Here is an 18,711-nt window from a genome sequence, read left to right as displayed (position 1 = left end):
TTTCACTTTCACCAACAAAGATTGCGCCAAAATAGTTTTAAAATGAAGAAATATCTTACTTCCCAACACACCAACGTTTTTCGCTGATAATCCAACCGATACTTAAATTTGCGACAGGTAAGATTTGGCCATTAAACTGACCTAGATAATATGCTGCTCCGATATCGACGGAGAAATTGATTCCTGAATTGTAGCTGCGTTGTAATCCTGTTACCAATCCGGCGTAGCCGAAAGCACCTTTTCCTACTTCATTATTTACCGTTCGAGAACCTGGAAAGAAAGCCGCAACCGATGGTGCTACATAATTTGCAGAATTCCCATAAATCTGTTTCCGATTTCGTTGCCGTTTTTCGAAGTTGTAGTAATAACGGTATTGTCCCGCAACAGCAGGTAAAAAAGCAACTTCCTCGTAAATATTTGAGACCAAAGGGTCTAAGGCAAACTGTAACCCGGCTTTGAAATCTAAGGTTGTATTGGTGCCTAACGCCATCTCGTACTCCACCCCCGGGTTCAAAATGTTTACCTTGAACTGTCGAAGTTCGCAGTTCTTTCCAAATTGAGCGGAAGCCAACATACAGCTAAAAAGCAGTACCATAAGAATGATTCTTTGCATAGTAGATTGATTTGGGATCAATTCATTTTACAAACTAGTTCATACTTTGTCTCATTCTAACGTAAATCTTACAGTCAATTGTACAATCAATGCGATTAAATCAATCAAAAGTAGGTTTACGAGACTTTCGTTTTGTTGCCACCCATCCAAAGTTAAAATTGAAAAGAGGACCGTACCCACTTAAAACACCATCACCGAGATAGTATCCAGCACCCAATTCTGCATTGAAGTTAAATCCATTTTCATAGGTGCGTTGTAACCCGTAAGTGAGACCATAAAATCCTAAATTAAAATCACTAGGACCCTCAATATTAGTAGCCAATCGAAGCGGAGCGAAAAAAACACTACGAGCTGCGCCGATGTAATTTCCTGAATTGCCAGAAACGTTTTTATCTTTAGAAACCCTTCTATTTAGATTATGATAGTATCGTACGCGGGTATGCAGGGTTAAGCCTACAGCATATCCTTCTTCGTAGGTAGCATAACCTAGAACTAGGCCTCCTGACGCACTTACATTTTTGAAAATTCCGAATTCATACGTAAAACCCGGACTAAGCAAATTAAATTTAAATTGGTGTCGTTCGAGATTTATCAATGCGAAGGTATTGCCCGAGTTGGTTTCTGTTATTCTTTGCCCTAGAGCATTATAAACTACAAAAAGAAAAAAAATGATGTTAAGAATCAGTATTCTAATCATGATAGCTGTTTTGATTTCTAAATCTAAAAAGTATACTAGAGTTATTAAGTATCTTTGTGCAAACTTTAAGATATGAATCTATCACTTATCCCACGGATAAAGCATACCGACAGCAATAACTTTTTTCTACTCTCAGGCCCCTGCGCTATTGAGGGTGAAGATATGGCCTTACGTATTGCAGAGAAGATAGTTTGTATTACGGATAAACTTGAAATTCCATATGTTTTTAAGGGAAGTTTTAAAAAAGCAAACCGAAGTCGTGTGGATTCTTTTACGGGAATTGGTGATGAAAAAGCCTTGAAAATCCTTAGAAAAGTATCCGAGACTTTTGAAGTTCCAACGGTTACCGATATTCACGAAGTTTCGGATGCTGCAAAAGCTGCTGAGTATGTTGATGTGCTTCAAATTCCTGCATTTTTAGTCCGTCAAACGGATTTGGTAGTTGCTGCTGCCAAAACCGGAAAAGTAGTTAATCTGAAAAAGGGACAATTTATGAGTCCTGAAAGTATGCAACACGCAGTTAAAAAAGTTACAGATTCAGGCAATGAAAAGGTTTGGATTACCGACCGCGGTACCATGTTCGGATATCAAGATATGGTTGTTGATTTTAGAGGGATTCCGACTATGAAAGAATATGCTCCAGTTGTTTTGGACGTAACCCATTCCCTTCAACAGCCCAATCAATCTTCAGGAGTAACCGGAGGACGACCAGATATGATTGAAACCATTTCTAGAGCTGGAATTGCAACTGGTGTTGACGGGCTCTTTATGGAAACACATTTTGATCCGTCAATAGCGAAAAGTGATGGTGCTAATATGTTGCATTTAGACCATTTAGAGCAATTGCTGACCAATTTGGTGGTTTTGAGGAAAACCGTTAATTCATTACAGTAACTTACTTTTCTACTCATATTACTTACAAACCAAACATCATGGCGATTAAATATGCTTATATAATTCTTGCTATACTTTTTTTTCAATACACCCTTGAAGCTCAGATACCCAAGGAAGATTTTGGCAAACTGACCTATCAAGAAAGAACAATGACTGCCTACGATAAGGATACAACAGCCAATGCCGTAGTTCTTTATGAAAGAGGGGATAATTATTTTACCGTTGTAAAGCGCAAAATTAGACTAGTAATCGAATATCATGGTAAAATCAAAATTCTTAACAAAAAAGCCTATGATCTAGGTACCGTTAAAATTCCTTTATATCATACAGAAAATGCATCTGAAAAATTAATAGAAATAAAAGCAGTAACATATAATGGTATATCAGAATTTCATGTTCAACCTTCTGAAATTTTTACTGAGGATATTTCTGAAAATTGGAAGGAAAAGAGCTTTACTTTTCCCAATCTGCAACCGGGTAGTATTATTGAGTACTCCTACAAGGTACACACTCCATTTTACTATAATTTTAATGGGTGGAAATTTCAAACTAATATACCAGTAATATACAGTGAATTTAATGCTAAAATTCCTGGTAATTGGAAATATAATCGTACCCTAATGGGTTACGAAAAGTTAGATGTTAACACAGCAAATATCGAAGAAAATTGCTTCTATGTTTTAGGATTTGGTAAGACCGCATCATGTGAGGTACTAAAATATATAATGAAAGATATTCCGGCATTTAAAGATGAGGAAAACTATATGCTAGCGCCTTCTAATTATAGGGCAGCCATAGAATTTGAATTGGCAGAATTCAATGATTTTAATGGTATCCCTCATAAATACACTGAAACCTGGAAAACTGCTGATAAAAAATTTAGAGGAGATAAAGACATCGGCAGGCAATTAACCAAAAAAGGTTTTTTTGAAAATCAAGTGCCTGGTGATTTATTGACCCAAGGAGACCCCCTTGCAAGGGCCAAAAATATTTACGATTATGTTAGAAAACACTTCAGTTGGAACAAAAAATATGGCGTTTATAAAAAGGCTCGTGTGAAAGATGCCTTCGACCGTGGTTCAGGCAGTGTTTCTGAAATAAACATGTCACTTATAAATCTGCTCAAAGCGGCAGACATCAAAACGAATTTGATGTTACTTTCCACCCGCAATTCAGGGCTTCCTAAAAGAACGCATCCCGTAATGAGTGATTTCAACTACATCATTGCTAAGGCTGAGATTGATGGTAAGAGTTACTTATTAGATGCCACTGATAAGTATATACCTTTTGGAGTTCTACCATTTCGTGCATTAAATCATTATGGTCGGGTCATGGACTATAAAAATGAAAGTTCGTGGTTCGATATTATACCTAATAAAAACAATAAAGTTATTATTCGGGCAAAACTCAAACTTGATATAGAAAATGAAAAAAATAGTGGAATACTTGATATAACGCATCTGGGTTACAAGGCAATTGGTCAACGAAAAAAATTAGCAGATTTGTCAGAAGATGACTATTTAGACGCTATGGAAAATGGAATTGAAGGTGACATACTATTCACTTCTCATGATCGCACTGATGATACAACAGACGAAAAAAAAGTAGTGGAGCGATTTGAATTTGAAATTGACCAAAAGCTACAGAGTGACATGGTTTATATCAACCCTTTTTTGATACGTTTTTTTAAACAAAACCCCTTTTTGCTTGAAAAGCGTAATTACCCGGTAGATTTCGGATATCCAAGCACTTACAAATATCAAATTAATATTGAAATTCCCAACGGTTATGCCGTTCATGAACTCCCAGAAAAGCAAATCGTTCAAATGGCGGGAAAACAAGCTTTTCTCAAGTTTGATCTCGTTGAGAATGCAACAAACTTAGCATTGATATTTGATTTAAAAATAAATCATTACCATATTCAATCTAAAGATTATCCGGCGTTAAAAGAACTTTTCGAACATGTCACTGATATTCAAAATAACACATTGATCGTTTTAAAAAAAGAGTAACTTTTAAACTAAACCGTCATTTATAAAACTTCTCTTTTCGAACCGAATAAGCGTCTTGTAAAACTTCGACCAAAACAGTATCGTTAATTTCTTCTAGCGTTTTATAACGAAGTGATTTCATCACTTTCCGCTTTTCAGTTACCATAAGCTCAACATGTTTGGTCAAGTATGCTGCATTCCAAAATCCAAGATCAACATAATCTTTGCTCTGATTCATATAGCAGAAAGGTTTTCCATCAATATAATAAAATGGAATCCGGTATTTGTACTTCAGGTCAACACCAGTAATTGTATTCTCAATAGTAACCTGTAAATGTAACAGGATACTTCTAAAAGGTTCTGGCTGATTAAGGATGTAGTTTTCTGCTGGATTCATCATTTTAAAATTACCATTTCTTAATCGAAATCAAATCCATTTTTCTTACTTTAAGGGGATTAAATCCAACCAAAAATGAAAAAAATAGCCATTCTTTTATGCTTAACACTCATGGTTTCCCAATTAGCTGCCCAACATTCACACCAAAGCGAACATGCCCTCACCTACCCCAATATCAGCGGTTATGTAAGCCTAAAAACCGATTTGCACATCCATACCGTTTTTTCAGATGGAAATGTCTGGCCAACGATTCGGGTTCAAGAAGCCTTACGGGAAAACTTGGACGCTATATCCCTAACGGAACATTTGGAATACCAACCGCATAGAGTTGATATTCCTCATCCAGATCGCAACCGATCTTACGATTTGGCTTTAGCCGAGGCCAAAGAACATGACTTACTTATAGTTCATGGTTCCGAAATTACACGTTCGGCTCCTATGGGACATAGCAATGCTGTCTTCATTAAAGATGCGAATCCTTTGCTACAGGATAAAGGTGAAAAAGCATTTTCGGAGGCTAAAAAACAAAACGCTTTTGTCTTTTGGAATCACCCCGCATGGCATGCGCAAAACCCCAATGGAAATCCAATACTCAGTGATTTTCAAAAAGAGCGTATCAACAAAGGAGAATTGCACGGAATTGAAGTAATCAATTCCGTAGACTATAATGAAGAATCATTGGCACTTGCCCTCGACCAAAATCTGACTATTATGGGTACAAGCGATATTCACGGACTCATCGACTGGGATTATACCGAAAAAGGAAATGATAGACCCATAACCTTGGTTTTTGCAAAGGAAAAGACTTTGAAAAGCATCCAAGAGGCCCTATTTGCTGGCAGAACTGTTGCGGTTTACAATTCGCTTTTAGTAGGGAAATCAGAGTTTCTTACTCCCTTAATTCAGTCCAGCATTGAGGTGACTGCTGCGAAATATATTTCAAAAACACAGGTACTTGAAGTACAATTAAAGAATGTTTCTAGCAGTCCGCTTTTATTTGAAAACGCAATGAACTATGGTTTTTACAGTAGCTCACCAGTTTTTGAGATTCCGGCTTTGGGTTCCTACATCCTTCGCATCAAGACTTTGGAGGAAAAAGATAGCATCGATTTGAAGTTAAAGGCTATTGGTGCTTTTACGGCACCTAAAGAATCTCCCGTTGTTTCGTGGAAAATTTCCGTTGAAAAGTAAAATCAATACTTTTTTACCCCAACCTTGGTATAATCTGAAATATTTAATTTAACTTTGAATTTCAAAGTACTTTAAAATGGACTCAAATAAATACTTAGACGACATATCAGAAATTAAAAATATGATGAGCCGCTCGTCACGGTTTATCTCTTTAAGCGGAATATCTGGTATTCTAGCTGGTTGTTATGCAATAGTAGGCGCGGGCTTTGCTTATATGCGGTTAAAAGAAGTTTCCAGTGCCAATTACGAAGGACTATCTGGACGAAGTTCTGCACTTTGGGGAAATGATATCATAAAGGATTTGGCTGTAATCGCTATTTCCGTCATTGTGCTGGCCGTAGTTACCGGTATAATTCTAACCGTTAAAAAAGCTAAGAAGAGTGGTGAAAAAATGTGGGATATATCCAGCAGACGCTTGGTATTAAACTTCCTGCTTCCACTACTAACAGGAGGTGCTTTTTGCTTGGCTCTTATTCAATATGGTGTTGCCGGTCTTGTTGCTCCTGCAACTCTAGTTTTTTACGGACTAGCTTGTATCAACGCAAGTAAATACACTATGCGAGACATTCGTTATATGGGATTGGCTTTTATTATCATCGGCTTAATTTCCACTCAATTTATAGGATATGGATTGTATTTTTGGGCCCTCGGTTTCGGAGTTTGCCATATTGTGTACGGAGCTTTGATGCATTTTAAATATGATAGGAAGTAAGTGGTTAGCAATTGGAAAAGTAAAAACTGTCAGTTCGAGAGGAGTCGAGAACGTGTTAGGAGTTAAAAAATGAGTATAATCAACAACATAAACAAAGCATTCGACCACCGTATTCGGTTGGGTATCATGTCTATTCTAATGGTGAATGACTATGCGGATTTTAAAATGCTGAAAGAGTTGTTGGGCGCTACAGACGGGAATCTAGCGAGCCACACCAAAGCTTTAGAAAAAGAAGAATACATTTTGGTAGAAAAGCAATTTATAGGTCGAAAACCAAATACCAGATACTCGGCAACCAAACTGGGTAAGTTACAATTCAAAAAGCATATTGACGCACTTGAAAAGTTAATCGGAAAGTAAAAACTATATTTTTTTATCAATTTACTTTGAAATTCAAAGTACTTTAAGAATAATAAAGCGTAAAGCGTAAAGCAAAAAAAATGAGAGCAATCATCTTAGAAAAACTATACGAGTGGAGTTTGATTCCCTACCAATCCTTCAAAAAGAATGAAGCTTGGGATTTGGGTATCGAAGACCTCTTACAATACTCCAAAGGCACTTTAGGCTATCAGATGGGTTACTTTTTGCTAAGCAACAATTTTGACCTGCAAGAGAAACTTGAAAGTCATGATGTATTTCATGTATTGACCGGAACAGGAACTACAGTCCCAGAAGAAGTAAGCATGCAATTTTATTTACTTGGGAATGGGAAGCGAAGTGCCTATCTCTTTTCAGTCATCTTTTTAGGTGGTCTACTCTTTCCTGACTATTTCAAAATGTTCCTTTCAAAATATAGACGTGGAAAAGCTTCCTTGCCTTTTCATCAACTGGACTTTAAAAAGCTTTTAAACCAACCGCTTGAACGCATTAAAGACACTTTTTTAATTCAATAAACCCTACTACAATGAAAAACAGATTTAAACATTCCATTAATTACATCGCTGTTCAGATAGCACTTCCCAGCATGATTGTCGGAGCAATATGCTTATTCCTTTTTAAAAACAACTCCAACACAGGCTTTGTCGGAATTGGCTATTTCCTCGCCATAGTAATTGGCGTTCTTAACAGCATTATGCTACTTCCTTTAGTAGTGAACACAATACGAAAAATAAAAGATTATCCAGAACATTTGAAGGCTCTGGTCTCGTTGCTCATTAACATTCCCTTATCGGGAGCTTATCTCGAAGTATTATGAAACTATTTAAAAACAAAGATTCAAAACTGCGTCATATCTACCGAAACTTAAGTCTCCTCATCGGCTTTGTTCTGGTACTTATTGTTGTCCGTATTAAAAATATTATCTCATTCTAAATAGCACAATTATGAACATTCATATCAAATCAATTTTGTCAGCACTAGCTTTTAGTTTGCTGTTTTATAGCAAAAGCTTCGGCTTAAACCTCTTTCTGATTTCTATTTTAGTGGTGATCCTGGTATCTACACTAAAAAACGAACGCACGATTTCTTGGGGCTATTCTCTCGCCTATATGGGAACGGCAGTATTTGTTTTTCTCAATCCCTCAGGCTTTACCATTTTCGTTCACTTTATGACCTTTATGGTATTTGTGGGAAAATCAATTTCCCGAAAAAGCTCGGTTTATCTTACTTGGTTTTTAGGCATGAGCAATATGCTCATCGCATCGATAGCGAACTTCGTCAAAAAACAGGAAAGTGAACAAGGCGTTGAAAAAAAGGAACCAAAAAATAGCTCTCCCAAACTAGTCAATCGCTTGAAAGGTGGACTCGCTGCAACTGCGCTGCTATTCATTTTCGGAATGTTGTATCGAAATGCAAATCCAGTTTTCGGGAATCTTATCGAGCAAATTAATCTAGACTTCATAAGCTTCCCGTGGTTGTTTTTCACCCTATTGGGATATGTCATCTTCTTGCACCTATTGCGTCCTTTCGATGCAAAAGAATTGGTAGAATTCGATTTGGCACAGACTAACGAACTAAAAAAGCCAACCGAAATCGTTCTTATCGGTGAAAAGAAAAAACTCGAAGGTGAACACACGCTAGGTAGCATCGTCTTTATAACATTGAACGCCCTCTTACTCTTTTTTCTAACTACGGATGTTATCTATCTCTTTCAAAAAACTGAAATCACGAATTCCGGATTATCTCAATCCGTTCATCAGGGAGTCTATGCTTTGATGTTTTCTATCGTCTGCGCAATTGCGCTTATTTTGTATTTCTTCCGTGGAAACCTCAACTTCTTCCAGGATAACAAACGCATCAAATCACTAACCTATTTATGGATTGGCCTAAACGTAATTCTAGTCGCTTTTACGGCTTACAAGAACTACACCTATGTAGAAACCTTAGGACTCACCTACAAACGTATCGGTGTTTTTGTCTATCTCTTACTAACCTTAACGGGATTGGTTACGGCCTATATCAAGGTTGCTCAAGTAAAGAATTTCGTCTATTTGGTCCGCACCAATATTGCAACCGTTTTTGCCTTCTTAATTGTGAGTGCCGCCATTCCTTGGGATAAAACTATCACTTGGTATAATTTGCATAAACTTGAAAACCCTGACATCAATTATTTGGTCAGTCTAGGCGATAACAACAGCGAACAATTGCACAGTTATTTAAAAGCCAATGCCCCTAAGCTTGAAACCTATACCAAAGAAAGGATTGAAGATAAGTATACAGACTTTATAGAAGCACAATCTGAAAAAACATGGCAAGAATATACCCTATATCAAATCGCAAAAAACGACACCAAATGATAGCGCTCTTTAAACATAGATGGAATCGCGTAGCCGTTCGTATCGCAACAACATGTTTCTTCTTAGGAACCTTGCTAATGCTTACGGCTTTGATGGCCGAAAATGACATCATACTTTCTGTAGGCATTGCATTTCTGGTCCTCTACATTCCGATTACTTTAATAGTTCTCTTTGTGCTATTTATAAATACCATAGCCCATTTGAAAGACATTCATGAACATGTAATGACCATGATAATTGTACTCATGAACTTTCCCATAGCCTTGTTATATATTAATTTTTTAAGTCCTTAAAACAATGAAATTCAACAATATAAAAATATCCGAATACGGCATACTCTATTTTAATCTATGTCTATCTATTGGGTTTGCACTATTACTATTATTATTTAGAATTCAATTGACCGATAGTCCCTTTTATCTCTTTTTGGTATGGAATCTTTTCCTAGCGGGAATTCCTTTTGCCATAACGCAGCTATTTAAAATGAGTTCAAAATTGCGTTCTCTAAAAATTGTTGGTTTCTTAGGATTTGCTGCGTGGTTACTTTTCCTTCCGAACAGTCCGTATATCATTACCGACTTGGTACACCTGCACAGCGACCGCTCTAGTTTGGTTTGGTTAGACCTCTTTTTGGTATTCGTTTTTGCCTTCAATGGATTGCTTTTAGGCTTACTATCTATGTTGGATATGTTCTCCTTAATCCGTCAGCGTTACGGAAATCGAGTTGCTAAATACACCTTATTCAAAGTATGCCTTTTAAGTGGCTACGGCATCTACTTAGGACGTTTTCTACGTTTCAATTCATGGGATATCACCACCAAACCAGCCACCCTATTCTACCAAATTGCACATAGTCTGAAAGAACCCAAAGTATGGCTTATCACTTTCGCCTTCGGAGGCTTTCTCTGGATTTTGTTTTCAGTGTTGCAGTCGGTTTTGAGTTTGAAGGAGGCACCGGTGGCAGAAAAAAGAGGATAGAAAGAGAGAAGAGAAAATCATGTCTCTTGTCCCTTGTCTCTTGTCTCTTGTCTCTTGTCTCTAAAAAAACATCATGAAACTAAAATTCAACAAAAACTATTTCCTATTCTTCATCCTACTCTTCTTAACAGAAGTAGCAATAGCCTATTATTTAAAGTCCGGATTCATTCGGCATACTTTCGGAGACTTTTTGGTGGTGATACTACTCTACTGTCTCTTTAAAAGTTTTATCAATGCAAATTCGGTACTAGTTGGTTTAATAACCCTAGTCATCGCATATACGATTGAGTTTTTGCAGTTAACCAATTTTCTAGAAATGTTAGGACTCAAAGGCAATGTATGGGCAAATCTAGTTTTCGGGAATAGTTTTAGTATTCAGGATTTGGTGGCTTATACAATTGGAGTTTTAGTAGTTATTTTATTAGAAAATCGCTCAACTCATAACTCATAACAAACCTATTCCTTTCCATCCACATAATTCTGCAAATAGGAATAGCGTTTTGTTAGCTTTCCATTTCTGGTCATACGCGCACGTTTAAGAACTCCGTCTTCATCTTTATTAAAAAAAGCGGGAATCACATGCTTCATAAAAGCCGCTCCGAATCCTACACTTGCATCGTTGGGTAATTCGCAAGGTAAATTATCAACTGCCATTACGGCGATGGCAGATTTGTTTTTAAAGTTGGTTTCCTTTTCTGTTTTGGGGTCGTAACCGTAGATTGGTTTTGCTATGGTGGAGGGTCGAATAGTCGTTGCCACTGGCCCATCTATATCGCAGCTTACGTCCGCCACTACTTTGATTTTAAAATTAGGATGTTTCGCATCTTCCCGAGTGTATAAATACGGAGCGCCGTCTCCATAGAAATGTCCAGCGATATAGAAATCAGTCACACGTGTGAAGCGGGTAAAATTGGTCTTGTACTCTTCGGGATTTGCAAAGAAATCAGCTTTGTTTCCTCGCACGCCGTCTTTGCGTTTGTTGTATTCTGATGCATCAATTTGACAATAAACAGGCTCTTTGAATTCTTCTTCGAGATATTCTGCCACATTTACTTTTCGCATACCCATACCGTCAAGCATTTCACGAGCGCCGTTACCTACTCTACCTCTTCCGGTGAGCATGATTTTAATATTCGGGAGTTTGATTTTTTTCAACTCCGAAATCAATTCAACTTGGTCTGCTAAAGTTTCTGCTTTCGGAAGCTTGTATGTTCCGTATTTGAGTCCGTAGGCTCGGAAGCCATTATATGCACCAACGATACCAGCGTATCTTCCAAAAGCTACGACACGTTGTTCTTTTTGGTTAGTGATTACTTCATGGTCATACATTTCGATATTCTTCGCGAGAATAGCTTTGAGCAACTTTCGATTATAGGGCTGCTTCTTTATGGTATGGGAAAAGAAAAAGTATTTTTTATTGGGAATAAGGGCATCTATAGGCACTTCTTTTACACCGAGAAGTACGTCACATTCCTCCATCTTGGAGGCTACTTCGAGTCCCACAGCTTTGTATTCCTTATCCTTAAATACCCGAATTGGAGAAGGTTCAACAACAATCTCTGCTTTTGGATGATTTTCTAAGACTTTTTGACAGGCTTCTGGAGATAACACTACCCGGCGGTCAGGTGGATTTTTGCGCTCTCTGATGATTCCGAACTTCATATATTCCTGGGTTTGTAACTTTTGGTGCGGTAATAGTTCCAAATTTAACGGATGACAGTGCCCTATCAAAACTTTTTTTGGAATACTTTTTGGGGTATCTTTGGCGGCCTGTCTGTTATTTGACGGGAGGTGCGTTAGGGATAGAGGCAAGTACCGTGTACTGCCGAAAGCCCGACCCGAGCGTTTTAGCGAGGGGAACGCCCAAATAGAAAACTATTGCAAAATGTCAATAGACCCTGAAATGAATTCAGGGATATGTTCTTTGAAAAATATTGTCATTCTATTTAAAAAATAGATTCCCGCCTACGCGGGAATGACAATGGGGCCGACTGGTTTTGACAGCGAGACCAATGGCAATGTAAGCATGTCGAGCGCTGATATACAGCTCGTAAATCTCATATTTCACACTTTTAATTGGCGATAATAACTACGCTCTTGCCGCTTAATCTGAATTATAGTAAGATTAGCCTCGTCTCTACTAGGTAGAGAAGCGAGATGTTCCTGAATAGCCTCTGTCGACGGCGATTCAATCAGGAGCACCATAAATGTCGATATAAGGCTACCAGCACTTCGATGGTAGCACCAAAACTAAAGAAGATAAGCGTTGGTTAGGCTGTTTCTGGTCAGGCCTGCGTCGAAAATCAATCAGAAACTAAACATGTAGAAGGCATTAACGTTGCTTGTTTGGACGAGGGTTCGAATCCCTCCGGCTCCACGATTCTAATTAAAAGCCACACCTCTCGGTGTGGCTTTTCTTGTTTCTTTGTGCTACATAAAATGTCGCAATCACCAGTTATTTGCAAGCTAGCATACTTTAATAACCTCAATATCGTTCTAGTCTTCTAACAAATAATCGTAAAATCCGACCAACATGAGAAAATCTAAACTCTTTATTCTTTTTGTAGTACTGTCAATTTCTTTTTATAGTTGCAATAACGACGATGGTCTTGATGCACCAATCGTAGACTCTACAACTATGGAGGAAGAAGAACCTGCTGAAGAGCCAATGGAAGATCCAGCTGTGACACTAGCTAACAATCGTATATCTGCTATTACTTTGTTGACTAGCGATACTGAAAAAATCTGGAAAATATCATCTGCTGAACTAGTAAATACAAACGGAACTTTCGATATCTCAACAAACTTCAACGTCAAGGATGATGAATTTATATTCCGTAAATCTCCCTTAGCTGCAGGAAAAAGTTTTACCGATTTTGAAGGATCTCTTGAGTGGAAACGAAATAGTGCAATTAACCTTTCTGCAGATAGTCAAGAATCTGCTTCGAACGAACTTTATGTTCCTTCAGAAGAATATAATATTGATTTCGGAGCAGATAGCAGTGCAATGCTTATGAATGCAGACAATACAATCAAATTTGAAATCGCTGCTGATAATTCAATATCTGGAATTCTAGAGCTCAATGGCGCAACGGTAAACATTGATTTGACAGAAAAATTACAATCTGATTATCAATCTATTCCGTCAATACCATTGAACTTTACCTCAGAATTCACTTTTGATTCCAATTCTATCGCAAGATATGCCCCAGATATGGTTGGTTCTTTAGCAAACAATAGCATTTACATCAGTACGCGAGAAGATGCTTTAATGAATAATGGTTTTAAACCAGAAAGAATATTGAAATATAACCTTACCACTTCCATTTTAGATGAAAAACTATTTTTTGAATCTGGTTTTATTTCAAAATCATTAATTATTAATAATAATAAATTGATGATTGCTGGTAGTCATAAAATCAATTCCTATGATTTAGATATTGTAGCCGACCCAACCAGCACCCAAACATACCAAGAGATATTAGGTCTTGAAACATTTTATGTTTCACGTAATGGAGCTGCGGTTTACAATAACTCGATTTACATCATCGGAGGCGTTTTACATGACGAATCTTTATCTGATCGTATTTATAAATTTGACCTTGCTACCGAGACAATGACCGAATTCGCAATAATGCCAGAAAGAAGGTCAGCAGCCCGTGCTGAAATCGTGGACGATAAGCTTTATATTTTTGGAGGTAATAAAAGGGTTTTTACACCTCCTGCACAGAATGATATTTATATTTATGATTTGAATACTGGAGAGCTTATAATTGAAACTATGCCTACTGGAGTAAATGTAACTTTTGCATCAAGGTCAGGAAATCTTATTTACGTGGCTGGAATAATTCGAACTAGGGATATTAATAATGATACTACAGATGAAGACCCTTATCTTGCAGTATACGATACTACTAAAGGAACATATACAGAACTTGAATCTAACTTAATGAGTCCTTCATTCGAAACAATTCATTCCATGACGACTTTAGGAAATAAAATATATATTATATACGGGCAGGAAGAAACTACGCCTGAAGGACAATTGCAAACATGGGAAGTACTTGTGGCAGATCTATAGTAAACAGTAGCTTAAAAAAGTTTCCATAATAGACAATACCCACTTGAAAAGCGGGTGTTTTCTATTATGGTGCAACTTTGCCAATAGCTAGTTTAAATGTCCATACAAGGAGCATACCATAGTAATAATGATAAGCGTTGGTTAGGCTTTTTCCGGTCAGGCCTGTGTCGAAAATCAATCAGAAAATAAATATGTAGAAGGCATTAACGTTGCTTGTTTGGAGGGGATTTCGAATCCCTCCGGCTCAAGTTGAAAAGGCTATTCCTGTGAGTGGCCTTTTTAGTTTGGTCATGAACTAAAAAGATTTAAATTTAGCAGACAAAAGTCATAACTTCATGATTTTTTGGGTTTTATTGGCCTTGGTGGAAATTGTTTGTTTGGGAAGGTTGTATAGTGTAGGTTTAACTTTCTAAAAAAATGATGCCCAGGACCGGGTATCGACTTGACCGTATAACTGCTTATTTTTAGAATTGCGAAATTACCTTTTGAGGTCTTTAAAAAATATACATAACCTGGAAGGGGTGAGTTAGATGGATGTTCATGAAAAAGGTCATAATAGTTTGATTTTGCGTGTTTTTTCCTAGCATACCTGGCATTTTTAAGTTCTTGGTAGGTTATATTACTTTGATCAACAAGTCCTTTATTAAGCCAACTCATTTTGTTCAGTGCTCTCAGATAGGAATTAAAACCTACATCACCACCCGAAAACATTAAGTCTATATTGGTCTTGTTAAAATTCGAATGTCTTTGTCCTGTATCCAAATCCAGACCGTTTGTATATAGGGTAACATTTCCAGCACTAATGGGTTCTGGATACCATTTTTCCCATTCCTTTAGCTGTACTTGCCATTCCTTTAATTGGCGCTGATATTTGCTATCCTTTTTATCGTTGTATTCGATGTAAAAATTTATGATCGCCAATATTCCTCCGACTCCAACAAAAGCAAATATCCCTTTTAAGATTTTCCGAAATCTACTTTTCTTTTTTTTTACTGACATGATATAAATTTAATTTGGTGTTTCTAAACAACTCAATAGCGTTGATTGATCATAATAGTTATTGCCCAAATCATCGGTTGCATTATCTCTATCAGTATATGAGAAAAGTAAGTTGCCGTCTTTTATTAATTCAAATAATGCATTCTTAAGTTTACCATCAACCACCTCATTCTCATCAGGTGATATCGCTGGGCAACCATGGCTTTTACCTACCCGACCTGTTTGTTCATTTACATAAGCGGCCGTATGCATCATTATACCTCGACGTTGTGCTTTATCATTAATACCAGGCTCAAGTCCGTGAAGTTTCAACCACACACGTTTATCCACAGTACCATCTTTCTTTGTCTTATTTTTAGGATAAGCCCAACCAGTAACGAAAAAACCAAGGCTTGATTTATTCGTATTAGATGTATTCGAAAAATGTCGCGCATGAAATCTATCTCCTGACACCCTACTTTCTGTATTTACCCCATGTGATACATATAAATAATCACGTTTAGTGCCGCTCAACATATTTAATACGACCATTCTCCGTTCGTTTGAAGGTTTTGTAAAATCAATGATGATCAAATATCCCGTACCATTGTCGTAGGTAATTTGCTCCTTTTTCCCTTTTCGATTTGTTCTGGTGGCATTTGACACACAATCTCCATTATCGATTTTTCTGTAGCCAGCATAGGCAATTCTAAAGGCTTCAAAGTCTATTTCACCTTCTAGACCAAATTGATCAAACAAGATTGTAGTTTCATCTTCTCCTTTACTTTTGGAGATATGCCAGTATTTCTCAATTGGCCAAGGGCCTTCTGCCTCATGCTTACTCCAATCATATCGCATATATTCATCTCCTTTAAAAAAATAGAGAAAGTTGGCAAAGCTGCCCACACCGTTTAAGACGGAATCAACCCCTTGGTTAAAATCACTTGATAGTTTCCAAGCTGAAAGTGGTCTCGGGTAACCTGGTTCTGGCCTATCTTCTTGCCAGTTATACTTTACATATTGATCATCTTTGAACAGGTAACCAAATCCTTCCAAATCTCCTCTTCCATTGCATGCTGCATCTATTCCATCAGAAAAATTAGCAGGAAGTTTCCAAAGTGATAACGGCTTTGGATACCCCTCTAATGGTTGATCATCTTCCCAACTATACTTGACATATTCATTGTCTTTGAATAGGTATACAAAGCCGTCAAATCCGAACAGTCCGTTAATTGCTGCATCGACCCCGTTCGCAAAACTACCTGGGAGTTTCCATAAAGAGAGATCTTTCGGATATGCCTTATCGGGTTTGTCTTCCCCCCAATCATATCTTGTATATTTTTGCCCTTGAAACATGTAAGCTTTGCCTTCAAAGCCTTTTTTTCCGTTTACTGCTGCTCCTATTACTGAATTTTCCATTTCTATAATTTTGTGATTTTATGTTGTATTGATCTGTCTAGTCATAGTATGATTCGTCTACAGATATAAATTTTGAACACTAAAAAAGAGACAAACAACTTTATATTCTAAATTCGACTAGCCAATTCTTTGCCCTAATACATAGTATCGCCCTTCATGCTCTAAATACAGGCCCGAAGGTCTTGAAGATGAAGATAGCCATGGTCTTTGTTTGATACAGGGTAGAATCGTTCTAGCGGCACCATAATTGAATTGAAAATTGGCATCCGCAGATGCCCGCATAGCTCGTACAAAATGTGGCACTTTATTTGGTAAGCGCCTAGTAATAGCCGCGGAAGCTTGCCTACCAGAAGGACCGCCACCAACTCGATCAGGATTACTATCGAGGCATATTCGTTGGGAATGTAACTTTAGCAATGCAGCAACTTGCGAAGACACATTTTCGTTTCCCATTCGAACCGCACGAAAAACATCATTTAAAGGATTAGGCGTATAACGGGGTCTCCCATGGCTTAGGTATGCGGCGGTTCCGATTATTTCTGGTCTTACATTTTGTTCCACAATCCATTCTCTAATTCCCCGTCTATTGTTTCTGTTATTTATTTTTAGACTATTTTTAAGATAGTCTTCAACTGATTTTTGACCTACTAACGCTACGTTATCAAAATTTTCGAAAAGCATAACTATTTGGTGCAGAGTTTCAATATCCAATCGGATTTGTTGGGACCCATTAAATCTCAATCCCCTGAAATATGAAATCTCGCTAAGAGCATCACCTAAAGGAGTGCCACGAAGTTCATTTAGATATCTGTTCAATCTACCTCCCGCTAGCCCTGTACCTAATGTGAATATTTTATTATCGTAGGTATTTATCGAGGAGAATCCACCCTCACCCAATACGGTATAACTGAGCACTGCTTTTTCAAAAAAGATTTGATTCTCTGTTCTGTGATTTTGTGCTATGGATGCAATTACTCTTCTCGTCAATTCCGCTTTACCACCGTAAAAAATTCCTCTTCTTTCTCCATATCGGGTTATGAAATAGACACGGTCATCAATAACAATAGCTGGTCTTCTAGAACCGTTTCTATTAATCATTCGAATGGTATGACCCATATGTGTTTGACCCTCTCGTGGAGAACTCCTACGGTTCCATTCATTACCTGAGGAAAGAGTTTCACCGCTTTCATTACCATAAACTTCATCTTCGGTAAATACCATGTCCGTTTCTGAATCTTCGCTACTATTACCGTAAACCTCATCTTCAGTAAAGACCATATCCGCATCTTGTTGGTCATCACCTCCTCCTTTACTCTGATATCCCGAATTACTTCTTGGATGTTTGGCCACTACCTCATCGCTATAGTCATCATAAGGAGGCGGATCATTTATGGGCTCGTTCGTTGAATAACCTCCGGTATCCTTTCCGTTGCCAGAATTGTAGGAATCGTCATTACTGTAAGAATCATTATAGGCATTCTCACCTTTAGTCGATGATCCACTATTGTATCCCTCATCAGAATAATTACCATTATTTTTAGAAGAACCATAAGAAGACGAACCGCCATCATCGTAGTTATCGCCATGTGTATAATCCTCCTTTGTTGATGAATTGCTATCATTGTAGCCATCGTACTGACCACGGTTATCTTTTGTATTCCCAGAGCCATAAGAATCTGCGCTACTGTAATCATCATTATAAGAGGACCCACCTTTTGTCGATGATCCACTATTGTAGCTCCCGGCATTACCTCCGCTGAATTTCGTGTGGCTAGAATTGCCTGCACCTGAAGAATAGCTTCCGTCATAATCATTTGAGTTACTGCCACCACCTTTTGTGCTTCCTGAAGAATACATGTCATTATCATAAGTATCGTCATATGATTGACCTCCTTTTGTTGTAGCTCTTCCGCCACTTCTACTTGAATTTCCTTTGGTGTTTGATGCGCCACCTGAAGATCTCGTCGATCTACCTTTACGCATTGTTGAAGTCCTTGTTTTTTTTGCCATGATGTTTTTTATATG

At 37.6% G+C, this 18,711-nt stretch carries 19 protein-coding genes and 1 other RNA gene; 13 read left to right on the top strand and 7 right to left on the bottom strand.

Annotation, left to right across the window (positions count from 1 at the left end):
• Positions 1-55: 55 nt before the first annotated feature.
• Entirely contained in the window at positions 56-613 is a 558-nt protein-coding gene (locus ACKWCD_RS12655; protein ID WP_413984326.1) for a hypothetical protein, read from the bottom strand.
• A 100-nt stretch (positions 614-713) separates the two neighbouring features.
• Entirely contained in the window at positions 714-1,310 is a 597-nt protein-coding gene (locus tag ACKWCD_RS12650; RefSeq protein WP_413984325.1) for a hypothetical protein, read from the bottom strand.
• 72 nt (positions 1,311-1,382) lie between these two features.
• Here ACKWCD_RS12650 and kdsA point away from each other — a divergent pair, with 72 nt between their 5' ends.
• Together kdsA and ACKWCD_RS12640 are read left to right on the top strand one after the other, a co-directional pair.
• On the top strand, positions 1,383-2,204 hold the full coding sequence (kdsA, locus tag ACKWCD_RS12645; RefSeq protein ID WP_413984324.1) for a 3-deoxy-8-phosphooctulonate synthase: 822 nt from the start codon (positions 1,383-1,385) through the stop codon (positions 2,202-2,204).
• A 38-nt stretch (positions 2,205-2,242) separates the two neighbouring features.
• On the top strand, positions 2,243-4,216 hold the full coding sequence (locus tag ACKWCD_RS12640) for a DUF3857 domain-containing protein (RefSeq protein WP_413984323.1): 1,974 nt from the start codon (positions 2,243-2,245) through the stop codon (positions 4,214-4,216).
• A gap of 16 nt (positions 4,217-4,232) precedes the next feature.
• Here the strand turns inward: ACKWCD_RS12640 and ACKWCD_RS12635 are convergent, their stop codons facing one another.
• A complete protein-coding gene (locus ACKWCD_RS12635; RefSeq protein WP_413984322.1) occupies positions 4,233-4,595 on the bottom strand; it encodes a DUF1801 domain-containing protein in 363 nt (120 codons plus the stop codon).
• A gap of 72 nt (positions 4,596-4,667) precedes the next feature.
• Here ACKWCD_RS12635 and ACKWCD_RS12630 point away from each other — a divergent pair, with 72 nt between their 5' ends.
• The 9 genes from ACKWCD_RS12630 to ACKWCD_RS12590 all read left to right on the top strand — a co-directional run bounded on the left by ACKWCD_RS12630 (position 4,668) and on the right by ACKWCD_RS12590 (position 10,659).
• On the top strand, positions 4,668-5,783 hold the full coding sequence (locus ACKWCD_RS12630) for an Sb-PDE family phosphodiesterase (RefSeq protein ID WP_413984321.1): 1,116 nt from the start codon (positions 4,668-4,670) through the stop codon (positions 5,781-5,783).
• Between the two features lie 76 nt (positions 5,784-5,859).
• On the top strand, positions 5,860-6,495 hold the full coding sequence (locus ACKWCD_RS12625) for a hypothetical protein (RefSeq protein WP_413984320.1): 636 nt from the start codon (positions 5,860-5,862) through the stop codon (positions 6,493-6,495).
• 69 nt (positions 6,496-6,564) lie between these two features.
• Positions 6,565-6,855: a winged helix-turn-helix domain-containing protein gene (locus tag ACKWCD_RS12620; protein WP_413984319.1), complete on the top strand. Its 291-nt coding sequence runs from the start codon at positions 6,565-6,567 to the stop codon at positions 6,853-6,855.
• An 80-nt stretch (positions 6,856-6,935) separates the two neighbouring features.
• Positions 6,936-7,388, top strand: a complete 453-nt coding sequence (locus tag ACKWCD_RS12615) for a hypothetical protein (RefSeq protein ID WP_413984318.1) — start codon at positions 6,936-6,938, stop codon at positions 7,386-7,388.
• Positions 7,389-7,399: 11 nt separating this feature from the next.
• On the top strand, positions 7,400-7,690 hold the full coding sequence (locus ACKWCD_RS12610; protein ID WP_413984317.1) for a hypothetical protein: 291 nt from the start codon (positions 7,400-7,402) through the stop codon (positions 7,688-7,690).
• A gap of 127 nt (positions 7,691-7,817) precedes the next feature.
• A complete protein-coding gene (locus ACKWCD_RS12605; protein WP_413984316.1) occupies positions 7,818-9,230 on the top strand; it encodes a DUF4153 domain-containing protein in 1,413 nt (470 codons plus the stop codon).
• Positions 9,227-9,523 carry a hypothetical protein gene (locus ACKWCD_RS12600; protein ID WP_413984315.1) on the top strand — a complete coding sequence of 99 codons (297 nt, stop codon included), beginning with the start codon at positions 9,227-9,229 and terminating at the stop codon, positions 9,521-9,523. The genes ACKWCD_RS12605 and ACKWCD_RS12600 overlap by 4 nt, the downstream gene beginning before the upstream one ends.
• 4 nt (positions 9,524-9,527) lie before the next feature.
• On the top strand, positions 9,528-10,208 hold the full coding sequence (locus ACKWCD_RS12595; RefSeq protein WP_413984314.1) for a DUF1361 domain-containing protein: 681 nt from the start codon (positions 9,528-9,530) through the stop codon (positions 10,206-10,208).
• A 73-nt stretch (positions 10,209-10,281) separates the two neighbouring features.
• Positions 10,282-10,659, top strand: a complete 378-nt coding sequence (locus ACKWCD_RS12590) for a ribosomal maturation YjgA family protein (RefSeq protein WP_413984313.1) — start codon at positions 10,282-10,284, stop codon at positions 10,657-10,659.
• 5 nt (positions 10,660-10,664) lie between these two features.
• On the opposite strand, the gene ACKWCD_RS12585 is transcribed toward ACKWCD_RS12590, so the two are convergent.
• Entirely contained in the window at positions 10,665-11,870 is a 1,206-nt protein-coding gene (locus tag ACKWCD_RS12585; RefSeq protein ID WP_413984312.1) for an NAD(P)-dependent oxidoreductase, read from the bottom strand.
• A 321-nt stretch (positions 11,871-12,191) separates the two neighbouring features.
• Here ACKWCD_RS12585 and ssrA point away from each other — a divergent pair.
• Positions 12,192-12,588: a transfer-messenger RNA gene (gene ssrA, locus ACKWCD_RS12580) on the top strand.
• 153 nt (positions 12,589-12,741) lie between these two features.
• Positions 12,742-14,289, top strand: coding sequence for a Kelch repeat-containing protein (locus ACKWCD_RS12575; RefSeq protein WP_413984311.1), 1,548 nt, complete (start codon positions 12,742-12,744; stop codon positions 14,287-14,289).
• Positions 14,290-14,622: 333 nt separating this feature from the next.
• Here the strand turns inward: ACKWCD_RS12575 and ACKWCD_RS12570 are convergent, their stop codons facing one another.
• The 3 genes from ACKWCD_RS12570 to ACKWCD_RS12560 form a co-directional block, all read right to left on the bottom strand.
• Positions 14,623-15,288 carry a hypothetical protein gene (locus ACKWCD_RS12570; RefSeq protein WP_413984310.1) on the bottom strand — a complete coding sequence of 222 codons (666 nt, stop codon included), beginning with the start codon at positions 15,286-15,288 and terminating at the stop codon, positions 14,623-14,625.
• A gap of 9 nt (positions 15,289-15,297) precedes the next feature.
• Positions 15,298-16,686 (bottom strand): murein L,D-transpeptidase catalytic domain-containing protein, encoded by a 1,389-nt coding sequence (locus ACKWCD_RS12565; RefSeq protein ID WP_413984309.1) that lies wholly within the window; start codon positions 16,684-16,686, stop codon positions 15,298-15,300.
• Positions 16,687-16,803: 117 nt separating this feature from the next.
• Entirely contained in the window at positions 16,804-18,696 is a 1,893-nt protein-coding gene (locus tag ACKWCD_RS12560) for a hypothetical protein (protein WP_413984308.1), read from the bottom strand.
• Positions 18,697-18,711 lie beyond the last annotated feature (15 nt).

The sequence above is a fragment of the Maribacter taeanensis genome, from assembly GCF_047345145.1.
Lineage (GTDB): Bacteria > Bacteroidota > Bacteroidia > Flavobacteriales > Flavobacteriaceae > Maribacter_C.
Note: the sequence above shows the minus strand (reverse complement) of the source record. Positions and strands in the feature narration are given on the sequence as shown.